Genomic DNA, 17,178 nt, shown 5'->3' with positions numbered 1-17,178 from the left:
GACCTCTTCGAAGACAGCCGCGATACCATGCTTCGCAATGACGTGCTTGCCGCGCTTGAGTCCCTGATCACATCGCCAGTCTGCACTCCGTGACACGTGCGAGGCCCTTTATTCGCCGAGCGAGCCGGCTGCAGTCGTGCATTCGGGGATGTCGCGGGCAGGGCCTGGTGCATACCGCTGTGGCGGGCCGCCGCGCAAGCCGCCTCACCATTGCCATTTCACCGCGAGATGAGAATGGCATGCCGCGCCGCTATGGATGCGCGCAGGGGAGTGGTCTGCGGCACGCGAGAGCATCAAGCAGATCGAGTCGTGGCGACGTATTCCCATCCCGCTCGCATGGATGGCCGAGACGGTCTACAGACTCCAAGGGCTGGAACCCGCGTGGCCGCTCCTGGTCGAGCTTGCCTGGCTGTCGCCGAAGCGGCTTGGCGGGCTAATGCAATCGCTCGGGGATCCGTCTTTGCTGGCGTTACGTCGGCGATTCGATGCGAATTTCGACGGAGACGGCACCATCGAGGATCTTGCGTGGTTTCCAGCGTGGGCACTGACTGACAAACCGGGGCTGGCGGCTCTCCTGCGCGCGTGTGAGTCCTCGACGCATACATTGCCAGAGCAGGGGCTGCGGATCATGCTTGAACTGTTGAGCCTCGAACATGAAGGCCGGCAGCATGAACTTCTCGAACGAAGAAAGACCCTGCGCGGCCTGCATCCGGGCCTGTTCAGGGCCTACATCCGGACGCGATAACTGTGTCAGGCCGCGGCCGCGAACAAACGTCTCTGGATCCGCGCACCTGGTATCCAAAGCATGGCTTACCAATGGGGCAGGGCACCCAGAGCGTGGGAGAATGATGCCCTTTAATGCGGATGCCGTGCTGGTGCCATTCCTTGGTACGCGCTGATCACGCCAACATTTGGCAAAAAGCGGCCCGGTGCGCAGACTGACAAGAGGGGCCACGTGCAGACCGTTGCGGTGCTTGATTTTGAAACGACAGGACTGTCGCCGAGTCGAGGTGACCGAGCGACGGAGATTGCTGTCATCCTGATGCGTGACGGAAATGTTGTCGACCGCTATCAAAGCTTGATGAATGCGGGTAGGCGGATCCCTGCTGAGGTGGTGCGCCTGACTGGCATTACCAACGAGATGATCGCATCGGCGCCCGCCGCATCGACGGTGATGCGTGAAGCAGCACAGTTCGTGGGCAACTATCCCGTGGTGGCCCACAACGCGGGATTTGACCGAAGGTTTTGGCAGGCGGAGCTGGCTCACCTCGGCATGTCGGCACCGCAGTCGTTCGCCTGTACGATGCTTGTTGCGCGACGCGTTTACCCGCAGGCACAGAATCACAAGCTAGCGACGCTAGCGAAGATGCTGCACTTGCCGATGGCCGGCCGGGCGCACCGAGCAATGGCCGACGCTGAGGTCACCAGTGGCCTATGGTCTCGCCTCCAACACGATATCGCTGAGACCTACGGATTGGGGCAAATTGGTCATGACCTCATGACCCGTGTGCAAGCGACCAGCCGTGCCAACGTCGCAACCCTGCTGCGCTCGCTATGCACGGGTTAGCGGCCGTGGCCAAGTCTAAAGCAACCCCACACTGGGGACCGGTGGTAAGCCGTAGCCGGGGACCCAGTGAGATGATGTTGCCGCGCTCTTTGCGTAAGCGGAGCACGGGGCCCGCCCAATCAAACGCATCCCTTATCGCAGGGTACGCAGACTGGCATTGACTGCATTCACGTCGAATCCCGCGGGATCGAAAATCCCACCGACCCAGGTTCGGTAGTCGTCGTGCTGGCGATGTTCCGGATCCACCAAGGCTTGCAGGAACTCAGCATAGCCGGCGACGCTACCGACGTCTTCAGGTGGGCACGCGTTCTCGCCGGCCAAGCAAATCGGAAGCGTGAAGCACAGGTTTGGCGCACCCAGCGCCTCGACCACGATGCGATGCCGCCAGTTGTCCCCGAAGTCATAGCGGTATTGGAATTGGGTGGCTGAGCCAAGCACCTTATCCAGCCGCACGCCCTTCTCGGACCGAGTGAGGTCGTCTGGAAACTCGTCGTCCAGCACACCGTATGCCGTGCCGCCAAAGTCAAACAGATGGAGGTGACTGTCTTCCCAGCCCATCACCGTCTGGATGATCTTGTGCAGCTTGGGCAGTTGCACATGCGCGGGCACCACAAACCTTCGCCAAACGAGGGGTGTCACGTCCAGCAGTTCGATTCGCAGGGTGGCGGCAGGCTTCAGCATGGACGGCAGTCGGGAAACGGTTCAGGATCAGCTCAAACATTGTATCGGACGGCGCACGCGCCACGTCCCGGACGAAATTCACAGTGGCAAAAGCATGCGCGATGTGGGTTCGACAATCTCGCCAGGGCCGAGTTGGGTCAATATCGAGGGTCACCATCCTGACTTTGCGGCAGCACATCCCGAGCTGCCCCTTGCCTTCGCCTATCAAATGCAACGCCGTGGCGCACGGGTATTACAAAGTGGACCTGGGGATTGACTGGAAAATCTTGACCTGCCCGGTCTTTATCAGCAAGTGCAAGCGGCGAGACACTCGCTGGCGCAAGGCGGGGACGCAATATGAGGCTGGGCCCGACCGGTCCTGGCGGCTGAAGGTATCGGCGGGTTAAGCGCGCGCCGCTTTCCTGCTTGAAAGTGGCGGCAGTGCATAACAAACGACGGGCGCCAAGACTAGCGACCTCCGCTGGCTCTGGTAACGAGTGCTGCGGTCTGCCCGACGCTCGGGCGGGCCAGTTTTATCCATGAGGCCTGGGTCAGCGACACATGAAAGAATACTTAGGAAGCATCTGTGAGCTCGCCATCAAACGACCATCCAATAGAAGCACTTCTCCTAACCTACTGAATTTATTGGAATTTCCTAATTGTTGATAGGTTGCCGAAGCCGGCGCCGGGGGAGTAGGTCACCGATAGAGCCAAGGGTGTTCCGGCAGGCATGCCGCTTTCGCCTGGAGCTCGTCCTTCAGGTGCTGCGCCGCATCAAGATTGTCGTCGGAAATGTAGTCGACGATCGCCAGCAAATCCGCCCTCGCCCACGCCGTCCACTCAAGGGCGCGCACTGCGTTTCCGGTCGATAAGGGCCTGGGCTTCGTCCATGACACACAGGTACTGCTGACGCCTTGTGGGCGGCCAGCCGGTCCAGCAGCTTCACATACCGCATGCGGGTGGCCTGGGAGTATGTGCGGCCATTGGGGGTTTGCCAGAACGCGTCGACGCCGGCCGTGCCGAAGGAGGCAATGGTCGTGTCTCGTGCCAGCGGTGCCGACGAAAATGCTCGAATATCGCCTGGTGATGGATGATCGAGCGCGACGAGAAGGGGGCAGCGATCAGCGCCGGCCGCTTCGCGAGCCTGCCAGTCCCGGTACGCCTGCGTTGGCTTGCTGGTTGCTGAACCAGAGGGAGTCCATTTGCGTCATGCCCACTGTTATATACTGAATTTACCCCATTCCACACACCTGCCACCGCTGCGCGGTGGATATCGCTTGCAAATAGGGGGCAAAACTGCGGCCGCCCATAACGGTTGCGGCGCGCGGCGAGTCTTGCGCGAGTGCAGGCGTAGCGAAGGTAGGCGGCGTCCAGCCGTCCGCGATCCGCCCCAAGCGGTCCGCCTGCGTGAAGCAGCACGCCAACAGGCATTCCTCGGCGCAGTAGCGCACGATTTCTTGGAGTACTGCATACCGCTTTTCGGGCGGGAACTGCAGATTGCCGACCTTTGCCCACGCCTTCAGCCCTGCATGGGCCAACGCCACGAGTTTGCGTGCGTAGCTGGACCGGTTTGGCACAGGTCAACTGCATCCCGATGCAGTTGTCGGTCAAAATCACTCATGCCGGTACCTCGGTGGAAAGGTGGAGTTCCCTGACGCTGACCCAACGCGGGCGGATGTTGGCGCGGCCGCGCACGAACTCTTCCACTTCAACGTCGGCGGTGGGGCCGCTCGGCCCCTTGAAGACCGAGAGCACGCGAGCCTGGCGCGAGGGAAGAGCGGGCGCCGCCCGGTAGAGCAGGGTGGCGAGGGCGCCGGCCTTGATCCATCCATACGCGCGATAGAGCGGTGTGCCGTTGGCGTGCTGGCCGATTTGGTCGCGGAACGCCGGCTGCAATCCGTCAAGGAAGGCGCCGAGTTGCGACCGCTGCATCCCGATGCCACCACTGGTTTCCTGCAGGACAGGCGGCAGCGTGGGTCCGTACCGGCGGGCCAGCGCCGCGCGCATGACGCGCCGATACTCTTTGCCTCCGGCGAGCATCACTGTGCCGACGCGAGTTGGCCAGGAAGCAGGCCGAAGGTAGCGCGACAAGTCAGAGAGCATCTGGTCGGCGCGTTGCCGCGTCATGCGCTCATCGTAGGGGGCAATCTCGGTGTCGGGCTGCAGGAAACCGTGACGCGCGGACAGGATCAGGACGCGGGGCGCCGCATCGCTGCGCACGTGCGCCCGGTACGATTCATACATCACGTCCCGGTATAGGTCGATGGCGCGCGCATCCCGATCGAGCTTCGTGCCCGAGCATGCCATCAAGAGCAGGGCCGGCTCCTCACATCGTTGCGGGGTTTGGGTGCGTGGGGGAATAGCGGAAGTTGCTTGGTCGAATTGGTCGAAAGCATGGGCGTGGATTCGCGTGGCATGCTTTTCACTCTATAGACCCACTGCCAAAGTCAAGGTAACAGCACGCCACCGCCCCATCGTATGCGCCACCGGCAATTGCTGGACACTGGGCTAGAAGCGCACCGTCTCAGGGGTGGCGGACTTATGCGGCAGCCCTGCTGCGCAAGTCTTGAGCTGCCAACAAAGAGACTGGCAGGGCATGTCGCCCATAAAAGTTGCTCGATGAGGCGGTGCGCATGCTGTGAAGCAGCGTGCAGTTCAGCTGCAGTGTCAGGCCATTTCAAGCACCAGGTTGCGATAGATCTCGCTTGCTCCCTCCAGTTGTTCCAGCGCGATCGATTCATCGATGGTATGCGCGTCCTCCTCGCACCCCGGCCCCAGCCCGATGGTGGGGATGCGGCGGCGGCCGGCCGATTCGGAGCCGTTGGTGCAGAATGCCCAGCTTCCGACCTGCGGCGAACGCCCGGCTTGCGCGATGGCGCGCACCGCAGCCTGCACCAGCGGGGTGCCCTCCGGCTGCAGCCATGCCGGTAGCCAGCGGGTTGGCCGTGCCGATTCGCCGGTAAAGGTCCGCACCTCGTCGTCGGATACCGCCAGTGCGAAGTCCTGCAGGCCGGCGGCGCGCAGGCACGCTTCGATCTGGCCGAGGACGTCGTCGCGCGTCTCGTCGTCGAGGGTGCGGCGGTCAAAGCGGATGGTGGCCGACGTCGGGATCATCGAAATCGACGGATACGGCGAAGAGACGATGTCCGTCGGCACCAGCAGCGCGGCGCCAAGGACCGGATCGACCGGCAATTGCAGGCCTTCCAGCGCCGTCAGCGCGCGCGCGGCGGCGAGCAGCGGATTGACACCGAGGTGCGGCGTCGCCGCATGCGCGGGTTTGCCTTGGAAGGTGAGCTGGATTTCCAGCCGGCCTTTCTGTCCCGTCTTGACCTGCAGTTTCGACGGTTCGCAGATGACCACCGCATCTGGTTTGCACCGGCCCAGCACCGAGGCCAGCGCATGCCCTTCGATGACTTCCTCGAGCACGCTGGCGGAGACCGCGATGCGCTTGCGCAGCGGCCGCTCCCGCGCCGCAGCGGCGACGCCGCAGATGGCGGCGGCAATGCCGCCCTTCATGTCGGTGCTGCCGCGTCCATACAATCGGCCGTCGTGGATGGTGCCACCGAACGGCTCGAAGCGCCACGTGCCGGTGACCGGCACCACGTCCATATGGCCATCGAACAGCAGCGCCACGTCGGCGCCCTCAGGGCCGATCAGCCCGAGCACGCTGCCGTTGCGGTCCGTCGTCACCGACGTGAAGCCGGCTTCGGCCATGCGGCGTGACAGCAGCGCGGCCAGGTCGCCCTCCTGTCCGGACAGGCTGGGAATGCGCACCATCTCGCGTGCCAGTGATGCGACATCACTGAGATTGCTTGCTGGATCGATCATCATGGTATTTCTCTTGTTGTCAGCGGTTGACCAGCGCAGCCGGCACGCGCAGCACCAGCAGCGCACCGATCACGGTGAAGGAAGCGAGGAAGTACATGCCCCAGTCGGTCGAGCCGGTTAGGTCCTTGATCCAGCCGATCGCATAGGGACTGGCAAAAGCGGCGAGGCCGGCGAAGGAATTGATTGCCGCAATGCCGGCCGCCGCGCTGCGCCCTTCGAGGAAGGCGGTCGGCAGGCTCCAGAACAGCGGCGAGCAGACCATGCACCCGGCCGCAGCCACCGACAGCATCGCTACCGCGAACGCCGGGCTATGGCTGAACATCGTGCTGAGCGCGAGGCCGGTGCCGCCGACGAGAAACGGGATGACCATGTGCCAGCGCCGCTCGCGCGTCTTGTCGGAATGCCGGCACACCAGGATCATTGACACCACCGCGAACGCGTTCGGGATCGCCGTCAGCAGGCCGACGTCGAGTAGCGAGACCACGCCCGTCGAGCGGATCACTGACGGAATCCAGAACGCGAGGCCAGACAGGCTGGAGACCGTGCAGTAGCAGATCAGCGCCATATGGATCACGCGGCGGTCGCGGAACAGCTTCAGCAGCGACACATGCTCGGTCTTGCTTGCCTTCTCTGCTGCGATGTTGTGCGCGAGGCGGTGCTTCTCGGCCGCGCTCAGCCAGCGCGCCTCGGCGATGCTGTCGTCCAGGTACCAGAGCACGGCAAGGCCCAGCACCACCGACGGAATCGCCTCGAGCAGGAACATCCATTGCCAGCCGGCAAAGCCGTGGTGCTGGTGCATGCTTTCCATGATCCAGCCCGACAGCGGTCCGCCGAGGATGCCCGCCACCGGCACCGCGGTCATGAAGACGGCGATCACCTGGCCGCGGCGGTGCGACGGGAACCAGTAGGTGAGGTACAGGATGATGCCGGGATAGAAGCCTGCCTCGGCGGCGCCCAGCAGGAAACGCAGGATGTAGAACTGCGTCGGCGTTTTGGTCAGTGCCATGCAAGCCGAGATGCAGGCCCACAGGACCATGATGCGCGCCAGCGTCTTCTTGGCGCCGATGCGGTGCATCAGCACGTTGCTCGGCACTTCGAACAGGAAGTAGCCGATGAAGAAGATGCCGGCGCCGAGGCCGTACACCGTGTCGCTGAACTTGAGCTGGTCCAGCATCTGCAGCTTGGCAAAGCCGACGTTGACGCGGTCCAGGAAGGCTGCCACGTAGCAGGCCATCAGGAAGGGCAGCAGCCGCCAGGCCACCTTGCGGTAGAGCGCGTTGTCGTGCGCTGCTATGGTGTCTGACGTCGCGTTAGGGGTCGCGGCCGGGGCGTGAAGCGTCGGCGCGGAATGCAGGGAATCGCTCACTGTGTTCCTCCTTTGGATTTGGTGAGACAACAACGCCCCCTGCGGGCGCCGGAAGGCGCCTGCATTTCTTTTTTTCTCGATTGGGTTAGGGGCGGAAAAGTGCGCCGGCTACGCAGCCGCCAGCGCCTGCGGCGGTGTCGCGCCGCGCTGGCTGGTGATCCGGCCGTACGCCTCGGGGCGGCGGTGCCGCTCGAAGTTGAAGGTCGTGCTCTTGTACGACTGGCACAGGTCGAGGTCGCAGCGCGCGATCGCCAGTTCGTCGCCCTTGGTCGAGCAGGCCGCGACGATCTCGCCCGACGGCGCAATGATGCAGGTGCCGCCGATCATCTCGCAGCCTTCTTCCTTGCCGGCCTTGGCCACGCCGACCACCCAGGTGCCGTTCTGGTAGGCGCCGGCCTGCATCACCAGGTGGTTGTGGAACATCGACAGGTCGTCGTGCTCCGGCGCGGGCGGGTTGTGCACGGGCGTGTTGTAGCCCAGCAGGATCATCTCGGCGCCTTGCAGGCCCATCACGCGATAGGTCTCCGACCAGCGGCGGTCGTTGCACAGCGCCATGCCCATGACACCGCCGAAGCCTTGCCAGACGCCGAAGTCGTCGCCCGGCTCGAAATAGCGCTTTTCCAGGTGCTGGAAGGCGCGCCACGGCTCATGCTGGTCGTGGCCGGGCAGGTGCACCTTGCGGTATTTGCCGATGGTCTTGCCGTCTCGGCCGACGAGGATGGCGGCGTTGTAGCGCCGTTCCACGCCGCCCTCCAGCGCCAGTTCCGCATAGCCGAGGTAGAAGCCGATGCCGAGCCGCGCGGCGGTGTCGAACAGGATGCGCGTCTCGGGGCCGGGCATCTCGCGCTCGTAGAAGGCGTTGAGTGCTTCGGGATCTTCCACGTACCAGCGCGGGAAGAAAGTGGTCAGCGCCAGCTCGGGGAACACTACGAGGTGGCAACCCATCTCGTGGGCATGGTGAAGGTGGGCCAGCAGGCGGGCGACGACGTCGCGGCGCGAGTCGCTGCGCTGGATCGGGCCGAGCTGGGCTGCGGCGACATGGACAAAGCGGGACATGATCGGGAAGTCTCCTGTTATGCGGGGAATGTCAGGCGGCAAGTTCGAGCATCAGGTCGAGCAGCACGTCGGCGCCGGCCTGGATGTCGCGGTCGTGGGTCAGTTCGGCGACGTTGTGCGAAAGGCCGGCCACGCTCGGCACGAAGATCATGCCGGCAGGGCACATGCGGGCGAGCATCTGGGCGTCGTGCCCCGCGCCGCTCGGCATGCGCCGCACGCTGTGGCCGTGCCGGCGCGCGATGGCTTCGACGCGGTCAACCATGGCTGCGTCGAACGCTACCGGCGCGAAATCGGCCAGCGCGCGGTGGCTGAGGCGCACGCCCTCGGCTTTTGCCACCTCCTGCGCATAGGCCAGCGTGCGCTGCACGGCGTCCGCCAGCACGGCGCCATCGGTATTGCGCAGGTCGACCGTGAACACCGCGCGGTTCGGAATCACGTTGACGAGGTTCGGGAAGCACTGCACCTGCCCGACGGTCGCAAGCTGCGCGCCGCCCAGTTCGCGCGACAGGTCGCGTACGAAGCCGGCGACGCGCGCGGCGACGAGGCCGGCGTCGTGGCGCAGCCGCATCGGCGTCGTGCCGGCATGGTTGGAAGTGCCATCCACGGTGAATTCGGACCAGTGGATGCCCTGCACGCCGGTGACCGCGCCGATGGTGACGTCCTCGTGCTCGAGTACCGGGCCCTGCTCGACATGCAGTTCGACGAAGGCATGCACGCGGTTTTGGCCCACCGGTGCGGGGCCGGCATAACCGATCCGCGCGAGGTTTTCGCCAACCGTGGTGCCGTCGATGCCGCGCGTGTCCAGTGCCTGTTGCAGCGGCAGGTCACCCTGGAACACGAGGCTGCCCATCATGTCGGGGGCGAAGCGCGCGCCTTCCTCGTTGGTAAAGAAGGCGACCGCCAGCGGCCGACGCGTGACGATGCCGGCATCGTCCAATGCGGCCATGACTTCCAGCCCGGCGAGCACGCCGAGGTTGCCGTCGTAGCGCCCGCCGGTGCGCACGGTGTCGATGTGCGAGCCGGTCATCACCGGCGGCAGGTCTTCGCGGCCGGCACGCACGCCGACCACGTTGCCGATGCCGTCGATGCTGACCGCAAGCCCGAGCTCGCGCATCCACGACATCACCAGGTCACGTCCGGCGCGGTCTTCGTCGGTCAGCGCGAGCCGGCAGACACCGCCGCCTTCGATGGCGCCGACTTCACCCAGCATGGCGATGCGGCGCAGCAGCCGAGGCAGGTCGATCCGCGCGGATCGCTCGACGTTGAGGTCCGGGCTCACGCTGCCTTCCTCACGTCTTCCGGCAGGCGGCCGACGATGCGCTGGTACAGCGCGACATCGGTCGCGCCTTCGCTGCCGAACACCAGCACCCGGCTGGCTGCGTCCAGGCCAAGCTGTTCGCGCGTGGCGGGATCGGCCATGGCGCCAAGGCAGCCGGCCAGCCCCGCGACCGCCGATTCGCCGGCGACGATGGGCGCATCGCCATAGCGGCCGTCGGCCAGCAGGCGCACGCTTTCCAGCGCGGAGGCATCGTCGATGGTCAGGAAGGCATGCGCGCCGGGATGCAGCACTTCCCACGCCAGCAGCGAGACTTCGCCGCAGGCGAGTCCGGCCATCACCGTGTCGAGGGCGCCATGGACCGCGACGGGCTTGCCGGCGCGCGCGCTTTCATACAGGCAGGCGGCCTTGTCCGGCTCGACCACGATAAAGCGGGGACGCTTGTCGCCGAGCACTTCCCAGAAGTGCGCGCACACGGCGGCGGCAAGACCGCCCACGCCGCCCTGCACGAACACGTGGGTCGGAAGCTGGCCGTCTGGCAACTGGTGCAGCGCCTCGTCGGCCATCACCGCGTAGCCCTGCATCACGTCCTTGGGCACTTCCATATAGCCTTCATAGGAGGTGTCGGAAACCACGAAGCGCCCCAGCCGTGCCGCATCCTCGGCCGCCTGGCGCACCGAGTCGTCGTAGTTGCCGGCGGTGCGGACCACCTGCGCGCCGTATTGCTCGATGGCGGCCTTGCGGCCTTCGCTGACGGTGGCGTGGATATAGATCACGCACTGGCAGCCGAAGCGCTGCGCGCCCCAGGCCACGGAGCGGCCGTGGTTGCCATCGGTGGCGCAAGTGACCGTGATGTCGCGTACCACGTCGGCGTACCGGCCCGACAGCAGGTCATCGACCGACACGTCGCCCACGCCCAGCCGGCTGCCGATTTCGCGCAGCAGCAGGCGGCTGACCGCGTAGGCACCCCCCAGCGCCTTGAAGCTGCCCAGCCCGAAGCGGTCGCCTTCGTCCTTGTAGAGGATCTGCGCGACACCGGCAGCACGCGCCAGGCCGTCGAGGGCGACCAGCGGCGTCGGTGCATAGCCCGGCCAGCGGCGGATCTGCGCGGCGGCGCGGACAAAGGCGTCGCCGCCGAGCACGGCTTGCTGGCGCGCGCCGTAGGGAGCGCCGGGCGTGGCGGCCGGGTTCAGCGCGCACTGCAGCTTCAGGTTGGGGAGCGGGTGGTTCAAGACAGTCTCCTGGGTTGGGATCTAGCGATGCAGGTCGCCGTAGTGGTCATGGAGCGACTCGATTTCCTCGAGCCGCTCGCGTGCCGCGTCGCCAAGGATCAGCGCGAGGCTTGTGCAAAGGTGGTTGATCAGGCTGACGGCTGCGACGTAGGAGTCGAACACCGCCGCCCCGTGGTTGACGCAGCGAAGCACCACGTCGGAGCGCGCCGGGAGGTCCGTCGCGCTGGGGTCGGTCAGGATCACGACCTTGGCGCCGACGCGGTTGGCGTGCGCCACCATCGGCCACAGCAGCGTCACGCGCCGGCGGAAATCCATGACCAGCAGCACGTCGTCGGCCCCCAGGTCGGCCAGGTCTTCGGCAAGGTTCAGGCCGGCGCCCGGCGCCAGCGTCACGCCCGGCCGCAATTGGGTCAGCAGCGCCCACGCGTATTGCGCCAGTACGCGGCCGTTGCGGAAGCCGGCAATAAAAACCCGCCCGGCGCCGGCGAACAGCGCGACGGCGCGCTCGACATCGGCGGGGTTCAGGCGGTCGAAGGTCTGGGCGAGGTTCTGCAGGTCATTGGCGAGATGGCGCGCCAGCGGCGCCTGGTCATCGGCAGGGGCCTGCACGCCGGCCAGCTCGTACAGCGGCGAGCCGCGGTCGGCCTCGTCGCGCAGCAGGGCGCGGACCTCGTTGAAGTTCTCGTAGCCCAAGCGGCGGAAGAACCGGCCGGTGGTCGCCTTGGACACGCCGGCCTTCTGCGCCAGCTCGGTGGCCGAGTAGGCTGCAAGGTTGCCGATGCACTCTAGGGTCACGGCGGCCAGGCGGCGCTCGCTTTCGGTGAGCTGGTCGTTCAGCGCGAGGATCTTGTCTTGCAACGATAAGGTCATGGTCGGGTCCGAATGAAACTTCGGTTTCAGAAATATAGGCTGATGAAACTGCAGTGTCAAATAATATTGAGGATGAAACTTTAGTTTCATGAGGGGATTTTCGCGCACATTGGTGAGCGGGTCGAGGCCGCTCTCGCTTTTGCTAAGCGACGTCGAGCCTGCGCCCGCTGAAGCTGCAGGCTTCAAACGCAGCCGGTCATGAGCCTATGCTCGGCATCTGATCCAGATGGAGAGTTTCATGAAGAGCGTCGGCCGGTTCCAGGGCGAGCGGCCAGCGGAAGCCGACCAGCCGATGCGGCAAACACCCCCTGGTTGAGGCCTTACGAAGGGTGCCTTGGCCTTTTGACCTTGTCGGAAAAATCGATTGTGAGCCGCTCTACGAGGTCGCGAGTTTTGTATCGAGGTTCAAAAATTTTCAGCGACCTGCTAAGCGAAGAGGGGACGATTTCCAGCCAATCTTGCACGCGAGTGCCGGAAAAACAGGTATCCAACTCTGTCGTTGGCCCCCCAGCAGCCGCCAGCCACGCCACGCCGGGCCGCGACTGACCATCCACGACCGCCTGGAAGATCCTCGAAGCTCTCTCCGTCATCGACCACCTCGAAGTGATACAGGCGGTGATTGAACTGAAGAAGTCCGACACCGCCCGAATCCCCGGAGCATGCTCCTGCGGGAAGACGACATCCTTGGGCGGCCCGGACACAGCCCGCCACTTGCTGATGCGCCGTTCGAGCGTGCGGCGCATGCTGTCAGGGTAAGTCCGGGGCTGGGCGACCCCACCTCGGCCAGTGCGCGAGGCCTCTACATCGTGTCGTCGACACGACGTGAAGGTCGAACCCGAATGCTCAGCGAGATCAATGCGGACTGTGAAATCGCGAACCGGGCACGTCCACCGAGGCTCGGCATTCCGAGACCTCACCAGATACCGACGTGCACCCGTCCCGCCCGCGTAACCCTGCGAGATCAGATCGGGGTTTAACGGGAGGTACCTTTCACCGATCGAGTACTGGCGCGCTTGCTTGTTGCCGTCTCTTTCGGGGTTGCAGGCGAGTTCGCCACGTTCGCTTTACCGGCAACAACGTTGCCAGAGGTTGATTTGCGTGGCGCAGCAGATCGCTTGACCGGTAACTTCCTTGTGACCGATTCATTGTTCCCCGCAGTCTTCGCGTTCGCAGGTGGCTTGCGGGTTGTCGCGACAGCCGATCTGGTCGCCTTTTTCGCTGGGGCCTTTCCTGCCGGTGCCTTGTTACGTCCGACAGCAGGCTTCGGCGGTGAAAAATCGTCGGCCAACTCGATGCCAAACACATCGGCCACCAGCGCGTCGTCGAGCACCTTGCTGGAAGTGGGTCGTTTGGTGGATTTGGGCAGGCCAGCGCCGGCCTGCCTGACGAGATCAGTGGCCTCGACGCGGCGCAAGGCGAAGAGCAATTCCGGCTGTTGGTCGAGCCGCGCGCCGACGCCGTAGAGTACGGCGGCAACGTGCTTGCACATTGACGCCCAGTCCGGACAACTGCAATTGAACCTGATTTCCTTCGGCATCGGGAAAAGGCCGGTGCCAGGTTTGCAGATGCGCTCCATCACGGCTGTCGAGAGCTTGCCCTGCAAGAGTTCCACGACCGAATCGATTGACCCCGCGCAATCGGCTCCGATCGCTCGCCATTGCTTTGCAGGACACGCCGTCACGGTCACAGCAACCGTGTAGAGGCTCGAACCCATTACCTGCGCGCGGACTTCGCCTGCCGTAATCTGAAGGTCGATCACGGAACCGTTGCGCACATAGGTGCGGCCGCGCGGCAGCCGGTTGGCATAGTCGCTGTAGACTTCCAGATTGTCGCACCAGGCCTTGCCCCAGAAGGTCTTGGCGATAGCACCGCGATACGACGCAATGGGCGACAGGACCGCACCAGCCTTCTTCGCCTTCGCGGCGGCCACCTCCGCCTTTTTTCTGCGCTCGGCGGCCGAGACATAGGGCTTCCATTCCCCGTAACCGTAATCCATTGCGGTTCCTCTGACGATCAGTTTTCCTGCGCGGCATGAACGTCGAGCTTCACGAGATCGAGCAATTCGCGATCGCTCATCTCGGTGAGCAGGAGTTCTGCGCCGCCCTCCAGCACATCCTTCACCAATTGCTGCTTCGCTTCGATCAACTGGTCGATACGGTCCTCGATCGTGCCACGGCAGATAAATTTATGCACCAGGACGTTCCTCTGCTGGCCGATACGGAATGCTCGATCAGTCGCCTGATTTTCCACCGCGGGATTCCACCAGCGGTCGTAGTGGATCACATGCGAAGCGGCGGTGAGATTCAGACCGGCCCCACCGGCCTTGAGCGAGAGCACGAAGAAGGGGATCAGCTCATCTTCCTGGAATCGCTTGACCAGTTCGCGGCGCTTGGCTACCGGGGTGCCGCCATGGAGCACAAGACCTTCGCGGCCAAAGATCGACCCCAGAAATGCCGCCAGTGGCTCAGTGGTCTCGCGGAACTGGGTGAAGACCAGCACCTTTTCCTGCTTGGCGGCAATGACTTCGGCCAGTTGGCGCAGGCGGGCGAACTTGCCGCTGTCTTCCGCGTGCCAGGCCGCGTCGCCCAACCACTGCGACGGATGGTTGCAGATCTGTTTGAAGCGCATCAGGAAGCTCAGCACTACACCCTTGCGACCAATGCCTTCGGCGTCTTCAAGCGCGGTGGCCAGATCCTTCACCGCACGCTGATAAAGTGCCGCCTGGCTCGGGCTCAGGTGGCACCAGGCCTTGAGTTCGGTCTTGTCCGGAAGATCGTCGATGACCCGCTTGTCGGTCTTTAGGCGGCGAAGAATGTAGGGCCGTACCAGCGTTCGCAGCGGACCGAAGTGCTCGGCCTGCGCCAGCCGCCTGGTAAAGTTGGCAAAGACTTTGTCTGAGCCCAGCAAGCCGGGGTGGGTGAAATCGAAAATGGACCACAGGTCGGACAGACGGTTTTCTACGGGGGTTCCGGTCAGCGCGATGCGCGATTGTGCCTGGAGTTGCTTGACCTGTCGCGTTTGCTTGGCGCCCGGATTCTTGATCGCCTGGGCTTCGTCGACAATGGCAACGCGCCATGGGATGGTGCCCAATACCGGCTGGCGCAGCAGCGAGCCAAAGCTGGTGATGACGAGATCGGTGTCCGCAAGCCGCGCGGGGTCCAGCGCACGCAATTCGGCCGCCGGCATGACCGACGGATGGGCGATCAGGAGGCGCAAGCTGGGGGCAAAGCGCTCGGCCTCTGCCGCCCAGTTGGCCAGCAGCGATGCGGGGGCGACCAGCAGGCTGGGCCGCACCTCGGCGCTTTCGCGCTTCAGCACGAGCAGCAGCGAGAGTACCTGCATGGTCTTGCCTAGGCCCATATCATCGGCCAGGCAAGCGCCCAGTCCGAGCCGGGTGAGCAGGTACAACCACCGCACGCCGGCCTGTTGGTAGGGCCGCAGGTTAGCCTTGAGTTCCGGCCCCGGGCTGATCTGCGCCAACCCCTCCGGCTGACGCAACTCCTGCAGGATGTCGGCCAGCCAGGGCCCTGCCACCAGCTGCGACCAGTCGCGGTCAGCGGGATCGGCGCTATCGTCGAGCGAAACACCCGCCAGAAGACGAAGCGCCTCATTAAAGGGTAGGCCGGTTTGCGCCGCCTTTTCCATGGCCTCGAATCGCTTCAGGAGGCGACCGAGCTTTTTCTTGTCCACCTCGACCCAGCGGCCCCGGATGAGTTGCAAGCCGTCGGCGCCTTTGAGCAGATCCCTGACCTCGGCGGCGCTGAGACGCTCGCCGTCGAGCGAGACTTCCATGTCGAAATCGAGTAACGCGTCCTTGCCCAGGAGCGAAGGCGGTTGTGCGCCGACGCTGGCTTTCACAACGGGACGGGCAGGGCGGCCCGATTGCCAACTGCCTGGGGTGCGTACGACAATCCCGGCGGCTTCGAGTTGGGACAGGTCCGAGAGAAAGCGATAGGCATCGAGCGGCGTCCAGCGCAGCGGATGGTATATCTCGCCGGTATCCACCATCTCGCGAAGCCAATCGCAGTGTTCCGCGGCGCGCTGCACCGGCAGCAGTAACGACAGCAGTTGCGCCTTGCTCCTGGCTCCTGAAAATTCCGCCAGGGCTTGCGACAGTGGCTGATGTTGCGCTTTGCCAAGGGCCGACAGGCGCGAGGTGTACGTCGCAAGGAAGGCGAACGGTGACTCCGGATCCCTGCGGTTCTCAGCGAGATTGAAATGCACACGGCCGACAAGATTCCACGCCGGGTGGCGCATTTTGAGGAAATCCTGAAGCGAGACATTGGCGGCCGCCAGTTCCTGATGCAAGGCAGTATCCATCTCGCCCCACAGCGTGGCCAGCACATCGGGCGTGAGATACTCGCCGCCCATCATTGGCGGCGCATCGTCGATCAGGGCATAAAGGTCTTGGGCAGCAGGCGTTGCGACCTCGATCTCACCGCCTTCGGGCGTAGCGCACAAGGCGGTGACATAGCGCGCGGCAAAATCACGCCACCAGGCCCATGCGGGGGGCAAAATGCGGTCGATTTCCGCCGCGCCCAGATGCAGCAGGCCATGCCCCGCGCCAAGGGCGAAGGAATTTGCCAGCCGCAGTCGCGTTTCATCTGCCAAGATTGGCGCGGCGTCCTCCGGCACCGCGAGCAGGTGTCCGCCGGGCGTCAGGTGTGGTGCGAGCATGTCGGCAGCAGTCAAAGGCGCCCGTCCCCATCGCACGGTTGCAGCAAGCGCTGACGCCGCATGTCAAGATAAGTGGCTGCGGCATCAAGCAGCAGGCCCGCCAGCCTAGGTCGGACCGGGCGAATCTCCGTTGGCGTCGGGGCCGACCGAATTATCGGATCGACCAGTCGTCCGGGGTACGCCTGGCCGCCGCGTTGTACATGTTCTGCGCACTGTTTTTGCATCTGCTGTAGGAGAACTAATTGCTATGTATTCACTCACGGAAAGTCGCTTCGCGCTTTGCCGCCCATCAAAGGGTACCAAAACCTCAATCATGCGAGATTGAACTGCACGGCGAAAATCAGTTGGCTAAGCTTGCGCGCTGGTTTGCAAACGACTAAATGGAGGCGTGTCCGTGCTCGACGACGGCGCTGCCGGAGTTGCGGTGCCGGCACGGCCTAGGAAAGCTCTCGGCCAGCCCGTGAGGCCCACCGTATGTAGCCCTCAGCGGCGGGTCTAGCGTGGACCAAGCAGATATGTATCTAAAATCGATCAATACCACCAATATGCTCGATTTGACGAGCATATTACTAACGAGGCTCCGCCTCAGACCGACGAGTGGTATGGGTGACTGTGTGGCGCTGAGGGGGTAAGGTGGCTCCGGTCG

14 protein-coding genes are annotated in these 17,178 nt (G+C 64.2%); 2 read left to right on the top strand and 12 right to left on the bottom strand.

Annotation, left to right across the window (positions count from 1 at the left end; genetic code table 11):
* The first annotated feature begins 256 nt into the window (after positions 1-256).
* Together AC3WL8_RS36230 and AC3WL8_RS36225 are read left to right on the top strand one after the other, a co-directional pair.
* Positions 257-745, top strand: a complete 489-nt coding sequence (locus tag AC3WL8_RS36230; protein WP_013959283.1) for a hypothetical protein — start codon at positions 257-259, stop codon at positions 743-745.
* A 210-nt stretch (positions 746-955) separates the two neighbouring features.
* On the top strand, positions 956-1,567 hold the full coding sequence (locus AC3WL8_RS36225; protein WP_013959282.1) for a 3'-5' exonuclease: 612 nt from the start codon (positions 956-958) through the stop codon (positions 1,565-1,567).
* A 132-nt stretch (positions 1,568-1,699) separates the two neighbouring features.
* On the opposite strand, the gene AC3WL8_RS36220 is transcribed toward AC3WL8_RS36225, so the two are convergent.
* From AC3WL8_RS36220 to AC3WL8_RS36165, 12 genes are all read right to left on the bottom strand, one after another.
* On the bottom strand, positions 1,700-2,248 hold the full coding sequence (locus AC3WL8_RS36220; protein WP_013959281.1) for a plasmid pRiA4b ORF-3 family protein: 549 nt from the start codon (positions 2,246-2,248) through the stop codon (positions 1,700-1,702).
* A gap of 677 nt (positions 2,249-2,925) precedes the next feature.
* Entirely contained in the window at positions 2,926-3,081 is a 156-nt protein-coding gene (locus AC3WL8_RS36215) for a type II toxin-antitoxin system RelE/ParE family toxin (protein WP_041229282.1), read from the bottom strand.
* 378 nt (positions 3,082-3,459) lie between these two features.
* Positions 3,460-3,771, bottom strand: coding sequence for a hypothetical protein (locus AC3WL8_RS36210; protein ID WP_492379890.1), 312 nt, complete (start codon positions 3,769-3,771; stop codon positions 3,460-3,462).
* 73 nt (positions 3,772-3,844) lie between these two features.
* Entirely contained in the window at positions 3,845-4,534 is a 690-nt protein-coding gene (locus AC3WL8_RS36205) for a DUF6884 domain-containing protein (RefSeq protein WP_238553153.1), read from the bottom strand.
* A 360-nt stretch (positions 4,535-4,894) separates the two neighbouring features.
* Positions 4,895-6,058, bottom strand: coding sequence for a YgeY family selenium metabolism-linked hydrolase (locus AC3WL8_RS36200; protein ID WP_492379889.1), 1,164 nt, complete (start codon positions 6,056-6,058; stop codon positions 4,895-4,897).
* Between the two features lie 16 nt (positions 6,059-6,074).
* On the bottom strand, positions 6,075-7,409 hold the full coding sequence (locus AC3WL8_RS36195) for an MFS transporter (RefSeq protein ID WP_041229280.1): 1,335 nt from the start codon (positions 7,407-7,409) through the stop codon (positions 6,075-6,077).
* A gap of 120 nt (positions 7,410-7,529) precedes the next feature.
* Positions 7,530-8,477, bottom strand: coding sequence for an N-carbamoyl-D-amino-acid hydrolase (locus AC3WL8_RS36190; protein ID WP_013959275.1), 948 nt, complete (start codon positions 8,475-8,477; stop codon positions 7,530-7,532).
* 31 nt (positions 8,478-8,508) lie between these two features.
* Positions 8,509-9,756: a M20 family metallo-hydrolase gene (locus tag AC3WL8_RS36185; RefSeq protein WP_013959274.1), complete on the bottom strand. Its 1,248-nt coding sequence runs from the start codon at positions 9,754-9,756 to the stop codon at positions 8,509-8,511.
* Positions 9,753-10,985: a diaminopropionate ammonia-lyase gene (locus AC3WL8_RS36180; RefSeq protein ID WP_013959273.1), complete on the bottom strand. Its 1,233-nt coding sequence runs from the start codon at positions 10,983-10,985 to the stop codon at positions 9,753-9,755. The genes AC3WL8_RS36185 and AC3WL8_RS36180 overlap by 4 nt, the downstream gene beginning before the upstream one ends.
* Before the next feature lie 21 nt (positions 10,986-11,006).
* Positions 11,007-11,855 carry a MurR/RpiR family transcriptional regulator gene (locus AC3WL8_RS36175; protein ID WP_041229063.1) on the bottom strand — a complete coding sequence of 283 codons (849 nt, stop codon included), beginning with the start codon at positions 11,853-11,855 and terminating at the stop codon, positions 11,007-11,009.
* A 973-nt stretch (positions 11,856-12,828) separates the two neighbouring features.
* Positions 12,829-13,851 (bottom strand): hypothetical protein, encoded by a 1,023-nt coding sequence (locus tag AC3WL8_RS36170; protein ID WP_013959271.1) that lies wholly within the window; start codon positions 13,849-13,851, stop codon positions 12,829-12,831.
* A gap of 17 nt (positions 13,852-13,868) precedes the next feature.
* Entirely contained in the window at positions 13,869-16,532 is a 2,664-nt protein-coding gene (locus AC3WL8_RS36165) for a DEAD/DEAH box helicase (protein ID WP_041229061.1), read from the bottom strand.
* Between the last annotated feature and the right edge of the window lie 646 nt (positions 16,533-17,178).

This window comes from Cupriavidus sp. FW305-F7, assembly GCF_058782875.1.
This window is presented reverse-complemented; position numbering and strand designations above follow the sequence as displayed.

What these genes read in the sequence shown, in the direction of transcription:
- AC3WL8_RS36230 (WP_013959283.1), top strand. Translation starts at nt 257, where the DNA reads ATGCGCGCAGGGGAGTGGTCTGCGGCACGCGAGAGCATCAAGCAGATC.
- AC3WL8_RS36220 (WP_013959281.1), bottom strand. Translation starts at nt 2,248, where the DNA reads ATGCTGAAGCCTGCCGCCACCCTGCGAATCGAACTGCTGGACGTGACA.
- AC3WL8_RS36205 (WP_238553153.1), bottom strand. Translation starts at nt 4,534, where the DNA reads ATGGCATGCTCGGGCACGAAGCTCGATCGGGATGCGCGCGCCATCGAC.
- AC3WL8_RS36200 (WP_492379889.1), bottom strand. Translation starts at nt 6,058, where the DNA reads ATGATGATCGATCCAGCAAGCAATCTCAGTGATGTCGCATCACTGGCA.
- AC3WL8_RS36190 (WP_013959275.1), bottom strand. Translation starts at nt 8,477, where the DNA reads ATGTCCCGCTTTGTCCATGTCGCCGCAGCCCAGCTCGGCCCGATCCAG.
- AC3WL8_RS36175 (WP_041229063.1), bottom strand. Translation starts at nt 11,855, where the DNA reads ATGACCTTATCGTTGCAAGACAAGATCCTCGCGCTGAACGACCAGCTC.
- AC3WL8_RS36170 (WP_013959271.1), bottom strand. Translation starts at nt 13,851, where the DNA reads ATGGATTACGGTTACGGGGAATGGAAGCCCTATGTCTCGGCCGCCGAG.
- AC3WL8_RS36165 (WP_041229061.1), bottom strand. Translation starts at nt 16,532, where the DNA reads ATGCTCGCACCACACCTGACGCCCGGCGGACACCTGCTCGCGGTGCCG.